Origin of the sequence: Streptomyces sp. R-07, assembly GCF_049913175.1 — a bacterium.
GTDB lineage: Bacteria > Actinomycetota > Actinomycetes > Streptomycetales > Streptomycetaceae > Streptomyces.
Genome location: NZ_CP183978.1, coordinates 1042511 through 1053629, shown reverse-complemented (window position 1 = coordinate 1053629; position 11119 = coordinate 1042511). Strand labels below are relative to the sequence as shown.

11 protein-coding genes and 1 riboswitch are annotated in these 11119 nt (G+C 71.1%); of the genes, 9 read left to right on the top strand and 2 right to left on the bottom strand.

Going from position 1 to position 11119, the window contains the following annotated elements; genetic code table 11:
* Positions 1–10 precede the first annotated feature (10 nt).
* From ACN9M0_RS04875 to ACN9M0_RS04840, 8 genes are all read left to right on the top strand, one after another.
* A complete protein-coding gene (locus ACN9M0_RS04875; protein ID WP_366041742.1) occupies positions 11–940 on the top strand; it encodes a DUF881 domain-containing protein in 930 nt (309 codons plus the stop codon).
* Complete coding sequence (locus tag ACN9M0_RS04870) at positions 937–1269, top strand: small basic family protein (protein ID WP_015032176.1); 333 nt, start codon at positions 937–939, stop codon at positions 1267–1269. The genes ACN9M0_RS04875 and ACN9M0_RS04870 overlap by 4 nt, the downstream gene beginning before the upstream one ends.
* A gap of 5 nt (positions 1270–1274) precedes the next feature.
* A complete protein-coding gene (locus ACN9M0_RS04865) occupies positions 1275–2222 on the top strand; it encodes a DUF881 domain-containing protein (protein WP_426403177.1) in 948 nt (315 codons plus the stop codon).
* 79 nt (positions 2223–2301) lie between these two features.
* Positions 2302–3243, top strand: a complete 942-nt coding sequence (locus tag ACN9M0_RS04860) for an FHA domain-containing protein (protein ID WP_366041746.1) — start codon at positions 2302–2304, stop codon at positions 3241–3243.
* Between the two features lie 31 nt (positions 3244–3274).
* Complete coding sequence (locus ACN9M0_RS04855; protein WP_366041740.1) at positions 3275–4021, top strand: MerR family transcriptional regulator; 747 nt, start codon at positions 3275–3277, stop codon at positions 4019–4021.
* A gap of 65 nt (positions 4022–4086) precedes the next feature.
* Positions 4087–4560, top strand: a complete 474-nt coding sequence (locus tag ACN9M0_RS04850; protein ID WP_017238433.1) for a bifunctional nuclease family protein — start codon at positions 4087–4089, stop codon at positions 4558–4560.
* A gap of 192 nt (positions 4561–4752) precedes the next feature.
* Entirely contained in the window at positions 4753–5364 is a 612-nt protein-coding gene (locus tag ACN9M0_RS04845; protein WP_366041739.1) for a MerR family transcriptional regulator, read from the top strand.
* Between the two features lie 79 nt (positions 5365–5443).
* Positions 5444–6811, top strand: a complete 1368-nt coding sequence (locus ACN9M0_RS04840; protein ID WP_426403176.1) for a DNA polymerase IV — start codon at positions 5444–5446, stop codon at positions 6809–6811.
* A 73-nt stretch (positions 6812–6884) separates the two neighbouring features.
* On the opposite strand, the gene ACN9M0_RS04835 is transcribed toward ACN9M0_RS04840, so the two are convergent.
* Positions 6885–7259: a PRC-barrel domain-containing protein gene (locus tag ACN9M0_RS04835; RefSeq protein WP_426403175.1), complete on the bottom strand. Its 375-nt coding sequence runs from the start codon at positions 7257–7259 to the stop codon at positions 6885–6887.
* Between the two features lie 113 nt (positions 7260–7372).
* A riboswitch (glycine riboswitch) is annotated at positions 7373–7472 on the top strand.
* Positions 7473–7652: 180 nt separating this feature from the next.
* Between ACN9M0_RS04835 and gcvP the strand changes: the two genes are divergently transcribed.
* On the top strand, positions 7653–10538 hold the full coding sequence (gcvP, locus tag ACN9M0_RS04830) for an aminomethyl-transferring glycine dehydrogenase (protein WP_366041736.1): 2886 nt from the start codon (positions 7653–7655) through the stop codon (positions 10536–10538).
* An 82-nt stretch (positions 10539–10620) separates the two neighbouring features.
* On the opposite strand, the gene ACN9M0_RS04825 is transcribed toward gcvP, so the two are convergent.
* A complete protein-coding gene (locus tag ACN9M0_RS04825; protein ID WP_366041735.1) occupies positions 10621–10827 on the bottom strand; it encodes a DUF5999 family protein in 207 nt (68 codons plus the stop codon).
* Positions 10828–11119: the final 292 nt, after the last annotated feature.

Sequence of the window (11119 nt, the reverse complement as noted above, 5' to 3'; positions counted from 1 at the left end):
GATGTGCGGCATGTCGCAGCAGCCCCCCGTTCGGAGCACCGGATCACCGCCGCCGCGTCCGGACGCGTCGATGTCGCTGCTGAACAACGTGATCGACCACGCGCTCGACGACGGCTACGCCGAGGCGACTGCGCGGCGAGCGGCCGAGGGCGGTGGGCTGCCCCGTAGCCTGCGGGCCAAACTGGGTGTCGCCGCGGGTCTGCTGCTCGCCGCCGTCGTGGTGACCGTCGGTGCGGCCGAGGCCCGGATCTCCGCGCCGGTCGTCGCCAAGGAGCGGCAGGACCTGATCGACCGGATCGAGAAGGAGACGTCCACCGCCGACCAGCTGGAGGAGGACGTCGAGCGGATCCGGACCGAGGTCGGGTCGCGCCAGCGTCAGGCTCTGCAGCAGCACGGCGGCGACCAGGCCGAGCTCGTGGCGCTGCTCTCGGGCGCGACACCCGTGCACGGCCCCGGTGTGAAGCTCGTCGTCGACGACGCCAAGGGCACCGACACCGGTGGCGGCGGACCACGGGAGAGCACCGGCTTCTCCGACACGGGCCGGGTCCGTGACCGGGACATGCAGCGGGTGATCAACGGGCTGTGGGAGTCGGGTGCCGAGGCCGTCGCGATCAACGGGCAGCGGCTGACATCGCTGTCCGCGATCAGGGCCGCCGGCGACGCCATACTGGTCGACAACAAGCCGCTGGTGCCGCCGTACACCGTCCTCGCCATCGGGGACGGGCAGCGGCTGAGCACCGCGTTCCAGGACAGCGCCGACGGGCAGTACCTGCACGCGCTGGTGGAGAACTTCGGGATCAGGAGCAGGATCTCGGCCGAGGGCGACGTGCGCCTGCCGGCCGCGCCGAGCCTGACCGTACGTACCGCAGAGCCGAGGGGGGCCGGGGTGGCGACGCCCTCCGGTCGGGCCACGGCCGACACAGGGAAGGGCACATCGTGATCGCCGTACTGGGCCTGATCGTCGGAGTCGTGGTCGGACTGTTGGTCCGCCCCGAGGTTCCGGCGGTGGTCGAGCCCTATCTTCCGATCGCCGTGGTCGCCGCCCTCGACGCGGTCTTCGGTGGTCTGCGGGCCATGCTCGACGGGATCTTCGTCGACAAGGTCTTCGTGGTCTCGTTCCTCTCCAACGTGGTCGTGGCCGCGCTGATCGTCTTCCTCGGGGACAAGCTGGGCGTGGGCGCGCAGCTGTCGACCGGTGTGGTCGTCGTGCTCGGCATCCGCATCTTCTCCAACGCGGCCGCCATCCGGCGTCACGTCTTCCGGGCGTGAGGCCGATGAGCGAGAACCCTCAGAACCCCGAGCAGCCCGAGCAGCCGGAGCGGCCCGAGCGGCCCGAGCGGCCCGAGCGGCCCGAGGCAGATCAGTCCAAGGCCGAGAAGCCTGAATCCGGGACGCCTCGGAGCGTGGAGCCCGAGGTCGCGAAGTCTCAGGTCGCGCCCTCCGACGAGCCGCGTGAGGACGTTCCGGTCGCTCCGGTGCCGCAGGCGCCCGTCGCGGCCGAGCCGAGCGGGCGGCGCCGGCTCGCCTCCGCCCTGTGGCCGCCGCGGGTGACCCGGGCCCAACTCGTCGTCGCGCTGCTGCTGTTCGTCCTCGGTCTGGGCCTGGCCATCCAGGTCTCCTCGACGAGCGAGAACAGCGCGCTGCGCGGGGCCCGCCAGGAGGACCTCGTACGGATCCTCGACGAACTCGACGACCGCACCCAGCGCCTGGAGGACGAGAAGGCCCGCCTGGAGAAGCAGCGCTCCGAGCTGGAGTCCAGCTCGGACCAGGCCGAGGAGGCGCGCAAGCAGACCCAGGAGAAGGAGCGGCAGCTCGGCATCCTGGCCGGCACCGTCGCCGCGGAGGGGCCCGGCATCACCCTCACCGTCGGGGACACCACCGGGGCCGTCGAGTCGGACATGCTGCTCGACGCCATCCAGGAGCTGCGTGCGGCCGGCGCCGAGGCGATCCAGGTCAACGGCGTCCGGGTGGTGGCGGACAGTTATTTCACCGGTAGCGGTGATGACATGCGGATCGATGGAACGAAGGTGGCCGCTCCGTACGTCTTCAAGGTCATCGGCAAGCCGGAGGATCTCGAGCCCGCGCTCAACATCCCCGGCGGTGTCGTGCAGACCCTGGAGAAGGAGCAGGCCACAGCCACGGTGGAGCGGTCGGCGAAGATCGTCGTCGACGCCTTGCGACCCGCGAAGCGGCCTGACTACGCTCAGTCGTCGTCCCAGTGAGAGGGACGAGGGGGGTCCCGCGACAAGGGCAAGACGTTGCGGGGGGTCGGCGCACCACAACGGTGGTGCGTGGTGGAAACTGTCCGGAGGATACGGACGTTGTGAAGGTGTCCGGGTCGGCAGGTGTGAAGGATCTCGGTTCGTCCTGCCCCACGGGCGGGTCTGTTTCGGTCAAGGGGAATCGCCCGTGAAGTTGTTTGCGAAGTTGTTCGGCAAGAGCGCACGTGAGGACGGCGGCAACGCCAGGCACGCCGCGCCGCGCCACGCCCAGAGCGAGGAGCAGGGCGGCGAACGCCCGCTCTTCCGCGACGAGGTCGACGGCCGGGGCGGTGACATTCCGGGCACACAGGGCGCGTCTTCTGTTGACCCCGCCGGGGCCGCCCGCATAGGTTTCGGAGAACCATCAACCTCAGGTACGGGTGGAGGGTTTGCGTCCGACCCGTACGCGACACAGACCTCCGCGGGGCAGCCGCGGCAGGAGGATGCGTCCATGCCGGTGTGTACGAGGTGCGGTCACCGCAACACGGCCGACAGCCGCTTCTGCTCCCACTGCGGCACGCCGCTGCGGGGCGGGGCCGCCCCCGAGCGCGCGTCGGAGACGACGTCGACGATCTCCATCTCGGGGCTGGAGGCGTACGAGGCCGAGGTCACAGGCCAGACCGCCCTTCCGTCGCTGTCTCCCGAGGCGCTCGCCGCCGTGGAGGCGCTCCCTTCGGGTTCCGCGCTCCTCGTGGTGCGCCGGGGTCCGAACTCGGGCAGCCGGTTCCTGCTCGACGGCGAGCTGACGACGGCCGGCCGGCACCCGCAGAGCGACATCTTCCTGGACGACTTCACGGTCTCCCGGCGGCATGTCGAGTTCCGGCGGGCGCAGGACGGCAGCTTCACCGTCGCCGACGTCGGCAGCCTCAACGGCACGTACGTCAACCGTGAGCCGATCGACTCGGTCGTCCTGTCCAACGGCGACGAGGTGCAGATCGGCAAGTACCGGCTGGTCTTCTACTCGAGCCAGCGAGGCGTGTGACGCCTCGGGGAAGCCCCTTCAGGGAAGGTCCATGCTGCGAACACCGACGGGCGGTGCCGGAACCGGCACCGCCACCGCGGGCGACCGGCTGGTCAGCATCGGCACGGTGCTGAACCAGCTGCGCGACGAATTTCCCGAAGTGACGATCTCCAAGATCCGGTTCCTGGAGGCCGAGGGGCTGGTAGAGCCCCGTCGGACGGCCTCCGGATACCGGAAGTTCAGCCCGCAGGACGTGGAGCGGCTCGCCCGCATCCTGCGGATGCAGCGGGACCACTACCTTCCGCTGAAGGTCATCCGCGAACACCTCGACGCCCTGGCCAGGGGTGAGCAGATCAAGCTCCCGGCGCCCGGACGCCGGAAGGACCTGCTCGAAGGGCCCTGGGAGCAGGACGAGGCGGAGGCGCCGACCGCGGCGCGGCTCGGACGGGCCGAGCTGATCGCCGCCGCGGAGGTGACCGAGGCCGAGCTCGTCGAGTGGGAGTCGTACGGCCTGATCGCCGAGCGGGAGGGCGGCGGCTACGACCCCGAGACCGTCACCGTCGCCAGACTTGTCGCGGATCTGGGGAGATTCGGTCTGGAACCCCGGCACCTGCGGGCCGTCAAGGCGGCCGCCGACCGGGAGGCCGGGCTGATCGAGCAGGTGGTCGCGCCGCTGCGCCGGCACCGTAACCCGCAGACCAGAGCCCATGCGGAGGCCACCGCGCAGGAGCTCGCCGCACAGTCGGTGCGGCTGCACGCGGCCCTCGTCCAGACGGCTCTGGGGATCCATCTCCAGTGAGCCGATAAGCGGCCAGGGAGGGGCCCGACTATCCAAACCGGTCGGGCACGTCCTAGGGTTGCTGTGTGAACGAGCTCGACGTTGTGGGTGTCCGGGTGGAAATGCCCTCCAACCAGCCGATCGTGCTCCTGCGTGAAGTGGGAGGCGATCGGTACCTCCCCATCTGGATCGGACCGGGGGAGGCGACCGCGATCGCCTTCGCCCAGCAGGGGATGGCCCCTCCGCGGCCGCTGACGCACGACCTGTTCAAGGACGTGCTGGAGGCCGTGGGGCAGGAGCTCACCGAGGTCCGCATCACGGATCTTCGTGACGGGGTCTTCTACGCCGAGCTGGTCTTCGCCAGCGGCGTCGAGGTGAGCGCGCGGCCGTCGGACGCGATAGCGCTGGCCCTGCGGACCGGGACGCCGATCTTCGGCAGCGACGGTGTGCTGGACGACGCCGGCATCGCGATTCCGGACGAGCAGGAGGACGAGGTGGAGAAGTTCCGCGAGTTCCTCGACCAGATCTCACCGGAGGACTTCGGGACCAACAGCCAGTGAGGCGGAGCGGTGCGGCCGGAGGCCGTTCGCGGGGTGCCGTCAGAGCATTCGAGTAGCCTTTCCCCGGAGAGAGACACGCGAAACCACTCTCAGGGTGATTATCACTCGGCGTGCCGAGTGTGGCGATCGTTGACGCACCCCTGGTGACTGCCTACCTTCGTGTGGGCAGGTCAAGGACGGAGGGTCGGCGTGATGAGCAGCGCGGACGGTACGGCGGGAAGCTCGCTCGGGCGCGTGTCCGGGGAGAACGGTCCGTATCCGCTTCACGGCAGTGTGGGCGACTTCGGGACGGACACCGGTGCCGCCGACGCGGTGATCGGCTACCGCGGACCGACGGCCTGTGCGGCCGCCGGAATCACCTATCGACAGCTGGACTACTGGGCACGCACCGGGCTCGTGGAGCCGAGCGTGCGGCCCGCGTACGGGTCGGGGACGCAGCGGCTGTACAGCTTCCGCGACGTCGTCGTGCTGAAGATCGTCAAGCGGTTCCTCGACACCGGGGTCGCCCTCCAGAACATCCGGGCCGCGGTGCAGCACCTGCGCGCCCGGGGCTTCCGGGACCTGGAGCGGATGACGCTCATGAGCGACGGGGCCACGGTGTACGAGTGCTCCTCGCCCGACGAGGTCGTCGACCTCCTCCAGGGCGGGCAGGGCGTCTTCGGCATCGCCGTCGGAGTGGTCTGGCGTGACGTCGAGGCCGCGCTCTCGCAGCTCCACGGGGAGCGCGTCGACACCGGCGAGACGCTGGTCCGGCACAACCCGGGCGACGAGCTGGCGCGGCGGCGGCGCGACAAGGCGGTCTGAGGGCGTCCGCCGGGGTTCGCCCGGGATTCCCGGGCGTTCCGCGGGGGCGTTGTCGGTGGCGTAGGGCAGCATCGGAAACGTGAGAGCCGCGCCCACGATCCTGCATCTCGACATGGATGCCTTCTTCGCCGCCGCCGAGCAGGCGTCGAAGCCCAGCCTGCGCGGGAAACCCGTGGTCGTCGGCGGTCTCGGGCCGCGCGGCGTGGTCGCGACCGCCTCCTACGAGGCCCGCCGCTTCGGGGTGCACTCGGCCATGCCGATGGGCCAGGCGCGGCGGCTCGCGCCGAACGCGGCCTATCTCGTGCCCCGCTTCGCCTTCTACCGCTCGATCAGCGATCAGGTCATGGAGCTGCTCCGGCGGCTCTCCCCTCTCGTGGAGCCCCTCAGCCTCGACGAGGCCTTCGTGGACCTCGAGGCCGGCGGTGTCGCCGACGACGGCGCGAGCGCGCGGGCCGCGGGGGAGCGGCTGCGGGTCGACATCCTCGCGACGACCGGGCTCACCGGGTCCGTCGGGCTCGCCGGGTCCAAGATGATCGCGAAGATCGCCTCCGAGGAGGCCAAGCCCGACGGCCTGGTCCTCATCGAGCCCGGGACCGAGCGGGAGCTGCTCGGGCCGCGCTCCGTACGGATCCTGCCCGGGGTCGGGCCGGCCACCGGGGAGCACCTGCGGCGCGCCGGGATGACCACCGTCTCCGACCTCGCGGAGGCGGGCGAGGACGAGCTCGTACGGCTCCTGGGGCGGGCGCACGGGGCGTCCCTGTACCGGATGGCCCAGGGGTACGACGACCGGCCCGTGGTGGCCGAGCGGGACGCCAAGTCCGTGTCGGTCGAGGACACCTTCGACGTCGACCTGCACGACCGGGTACGGATCCGGTTCGAGGTCGAACGGCTCGCTGAGCGGTGCGTGGGGCGGCTGCGGGCCTCGGGGCACTCGGGGCGGACCATCGTCCTCAAGGTGCGCCGGTACGACTTCTCGACGCTCACCCGGTCCGAGACGCTGCGGGGGCCGACGGACGACCCGGGCGTCGTACGGGAGGCCGCAGGGCGGCTCCTGGAGGCCGTGGACACGACCGGGGGCGTGCGGCTGCTGGGGGTGGGCGTGAGCGGGCTCGCGGACTACACGCAGGAGGATCTGTTCGCTCAGGCGGTGGCCGACGCCGATGCCGTCGCGGAGGCCGTTACGGAGGCGGGGGCCTCGGCCGCGGTCGAGGAGGTCGTCGAGGCCGAGGACCACGCTCCCGTGGAGCGGCACTGGTCGCCCGGGAACGACGTACGGCACGCGGTGTACGGGGCCGGGTGGGTCCAGGGGAGCGGGGTCGGGCGGGTCACGGTGCGGTTCGAGGAGCCGTGGTCCGGGCCCGGGCGGGTGCGGACGTTCTCCGTGGACGACCCGGAGCTGGAGCCGTCGGAGCCGTTGCCGCTGGTGCGGAGGGACGCGGCGGCGTGACCCGCACCGCCCGTGCGGCCGCGTGCACGGTGGTGCGGGCCTTTTTCCGTCGCCGCTTCGTCCTGTGGGGCTCTCAGGCGCCGTCCTGGCCTGCCAGGCGGCCGAAGTTCTTGTCCGGGGTGTCCGTGGGCGGGGGCGGGAGGGCGAGGCTGTAGTGGCGGTAGAGCTGGAGTTCCTGTTCGGGGGAGAGATGGCGGCCCACGCCGAAGTCGGGGGCGTCCTTGATCAGGGCCCGCTCGTACGGGATGTGGAGGCCGTCGTCGAGCAGGTCGCTCGGCTCCAGGGGGACGAAGGCGTCCCGGCTGAACAGGCCCGTGCGGACCGCGGCCCACTCGGGGATGCCGGTCGCGTCGTCCAGGTACACCTCGTCCACGGTTCCGATCTTGTGGCCGTTCCGGTCGAACGCCTTGCGGCCGATCAGGCTGCGCGGATCGATATCGGTCTGCACGGTCCCTCCAACTGGTCGCAACTGCTCTACACCCCTACGAAAGTGCACAACTGGGATGTCGGCCACTTGAGCGATGGGAGCCGCAACCTCGCTGGTAGGCTGGTTGTGGCTGTCGACCCCGTGCGGGAGAGTCCCCCGGAGAAATCTTCCGGTGGGCGCCGAAGGAGCAAATCCTCCCCGGAATCTCTCAGGCCCCTGTACCGCGCGGACGAGGTCACTCTGGAAAGCAGAGCGGGATGCCTGACGGCATTCCGCTCTCACCGACGGTGAAAGTCGGCGTGCCGCGAGGCGTGCCGGTGAAACTCTCAGGTTGAGATGACAGAGGGGGAGGCCGTCCGGGTACCCGCGCCGTGGTGCCCCTCGCAGGTCGTGACGACCAGGAGGCCTCCGTACATGACCGCCAACCGCACTCCGCTCTCCGAGCTCGAACAGGGCATCCCGTTCGAGCAGCGGCACATCGGGCCCGACGCCGAGGCCCGGGCCAAGATGCTCGCCCAGGTCGGTTACGGCTCGCTCGACGAGCTCACGGCCGCCGCGGTGCCGGACGTGATCAAGAACGCCGAAGCGCTGGGCCTGCCGGCCGCGCGCACCGAGGCCGAGGTCCTCGCCGAGCTGCGCACGCTCGCCGACCGCAACCAGGTCCTCGCCCCGATGATCGGTCTCGGCTACTACGGGACCTTCACCCCGCCGGTCATTCTCCGGAACGTCATGGAGAACCCGGCCTGGTACACGGCCTACACGCCCTACCAGCCCGAGATCTCGCAGGGCCGGCTGGAGGCGCTGCTCAACTTCCAGACCATGGTCGCCGACCTGACCGGTCTGCCCACCTCCGGCGCCTCCCTCCTCGACGAGGGCACCGCCGCCGCCGAGGCCATGGCGCTGTCCCGCCGTGTCGGCAAGGTCAAGAACGGTGTCTTCCTCGTCGACGCCGACGCCCTGCCGCAGACCGTCGCCGTCATCGAGACCCGCGCCGAGCCGACCGGTGTCGAGGTCGTCGTCGCCGACCTGAGCGAGGGCATCCCCGCCGAGATCGCCGAGCGCGGCGTCTTCGGTGTCCTGCTCCAGTACCCGGGTGCCTCCGGTGCCGTCCGCGACATCAAGCCGCTGATCGACGCCGCGCACGAGCTCGGCGCGATCGTCACCGTCGCCGCCGACCTCCTCGCGCTGACGCTCCTCACCTCGCCCGGCGAGCTCGGGGCCGACATCGCCGTCGGCACCACGCAGCGTTTCGGCGTCCCCATGGGCTTCGGTGGTCCGCACGCCGGCTACATGGCCGTGCAGGACAAGCACGCCCGCTCCCTGCCCGGCCGCCTGGTGGGCGTGTCCGTCGACGCCGACGGCAACCGCGCCTACCGCCTGGCCCTGCAGACCCGCGAGCAGCACATCCGCCGCGAGAAGGCCACCAGCAACATCTGCACGGCCCAGGTGCTGCTCGCCGTCATGGCCGGCATGTACGCCGTCTACCACGGTCCCGACGGCCTGAAGCAGATCGCCCAGCGCACCCACCGGTACGCCACCCTCCTCGCCGCGGGTCTCACCGCCGGCGGCGTCGACGTCGTGCACGGCTCGTACTTCGACACCCTCGCCGTCCGCGTGCCCGGCAAGGCGGACGAGGTCGTCGCCGCCGCCCGTGCGGCCGGTGTGAACCTCTACCGCGCCGACGCCGACCTGGTGTACGTCTCCTGCGACGAGACCACCGGCCGGGCGCAGCTCGCCGCCGTCTGGGGTGCCTTCGGGGTCACGGCCGACATCGAGGCCCTCGACGCCGCCGCCGAGGACACGCTCCCCGAGGGTCTGCTGCGCTCCGACGCGTACCTGACCCACCCGGTCTTCCACGCGCACCGCTCCGAGACCTCGATGCTGCGCTACCTGCGCAAGCTCGCGGACCGCGACTACGCGCTCGACCGCGGCATGATCCCGCTCGGCTCCTGCACCATGAAGCTGAACGCGACCACCGAGATGGAGCCGGTGACCTGGCCCGAGTTCGGCCAGATCCACCCCTTCGCGCCGATCGAGCAGGCGCAGGGCTACGTCACGCTCATCACCGAGCTGGAGGAGCGCCTCGCCGAGGTCACCGGCTACGACAAGGTGTCGATCCAGCCCAACGCCGGTTCGCAGGGCGAGCTGGCCGGTCTGCTGGCCGTCCGCGCCTACCACCGTGCCAACGGCGACCTCCAGCGCACGGTCTGCCTCATCCCGTCCTCCGCGCACGGCACCAACGCCGCCTCCGCGGTGATGGCCGGCATGAAGGTCGTCGTCGTCAAGACCGCCGACGACGGCGAGGTCGACGTCGAGGACCTGCGGGCCAAGATCGCCCAGTACCGCGACGAGCTGTCCGTGCTGATGATCACCTACCCGTCCACGCACGGTGTGTTCGAGGAGCACGTCGCCGACATCTGCGCCGAGGTCCACGAGGCCGGCGGCCAGGTCTACGTCGACGGCGCCAACCTCAACGCGCTGGTCGGTCTGGCCAAGCCGGGCAAGTTCGGCGGCGACGTCTCGCACCTGAACCTGCACAAGACCTTCTGCATCCCGCACGGCGGCGGCGGCCCCGGCGTCGGCCCGGTCGGCGTCCGCTCCCACCTCGCCCCGTACCTGCCGAACCACCCGCTCCAGCCCACCGCGGGCCCGGAGACCGGCGTCGGCCCGATCTCGGCCGCCCCGTGGGGCTCCGCGGGCATCCTGCCGATCTCCTGGTCGTACGTGCGCCTCATGGGCGGCGAGGGCCTCAAGCGCGCCACCCAGGTCGCGGTGCTCGCGGCGAACTACATCGCCAAGCGCCTGGAGCCGCACTTCCCGGTGCTCTACACCGGCCCGGCCGGTCTGGTCGCCCACGAGTGCATCGTGGACCTGCGCCCGCTGTCCAAGGCGACGGGGGTCACGGTCGACGACATCGCGAAGCGCCTCATCGACTACGGCTTCCACGCGCCGACGATGTCCTTCCCGGTGGCCGGCACGCTGATGATCGAGCCGACCGAGTCCGAGGACCTGACCGAGCTCGACCGCTTCTGCGACACGATGATCGCGATCCGTGCCGAGATCGAGAAGGTCGCCTCGGGCCAGTGGCCCGCGGACGACAACCCGCTGCACAACGCCCCGCACACCGCGGCCGCGCTGGGCGGCGAGTGGAAGCACGCGTACACCCGCGACGAGGCGGTCTTCCCGGCCGGTGTCTCGGCCGCGGACAAGTACTGGCCGCCGGTGCGCCGCATCGACGGCGCCTTCGGCGACCGGAACCTGGTCTGCTCCTGCCCGCCGATGGACGAGTACGACAACTGAGCACGAGCCGAGGGCCGGTTCGGAGGTTCTCCTCCGGGCCGGCCCTCGGCGTTTCCCTCGTACGGTGTCCTCCCGCGCCCTTTCAGGCGGCGGTCGTCACCTGTCCCGCCGTCAGCGGCCGGTGAGGGGCGATGATCTGCCCGTCCGGCAGCAGTTCACCGGTGTCCTCGAAGAGCAGGACGCCGTTGCACAGCAGGCTCCAGCCCTGCTCCGGGTGGTGTGCCATCGGTCGGGCCGCCTCCCGGTCGGCGGAGTCGGCGGTGGGACAGGCAGGCTGGTGCTGGCACATGGGTGGGTTCTTTCGCTGCGTCGTGGTGGATGTCCTGCGGCTCTGCGCCTTCATGGCCGCCCCCGTCGGTCGGTTCGGTTCCGGTCCCAGTCTTGCCCCACGGACGGTCTTCCGCAGGTATTTCGCGTCAGCTCGTCCTTTCCTGGGAAGACGCATCACCCGCAGGGGCGGTTCAGGTCAACTGCACCGTCTCTTCGGGTGGTTCGGGGTGGTCCCAGCGGGCTAGTCCGTATGGGAGGGGCGTTCGGACGGCGCGTTCGGGCGCGCGGCCAGGACAGGAGTGCGCCCCGTG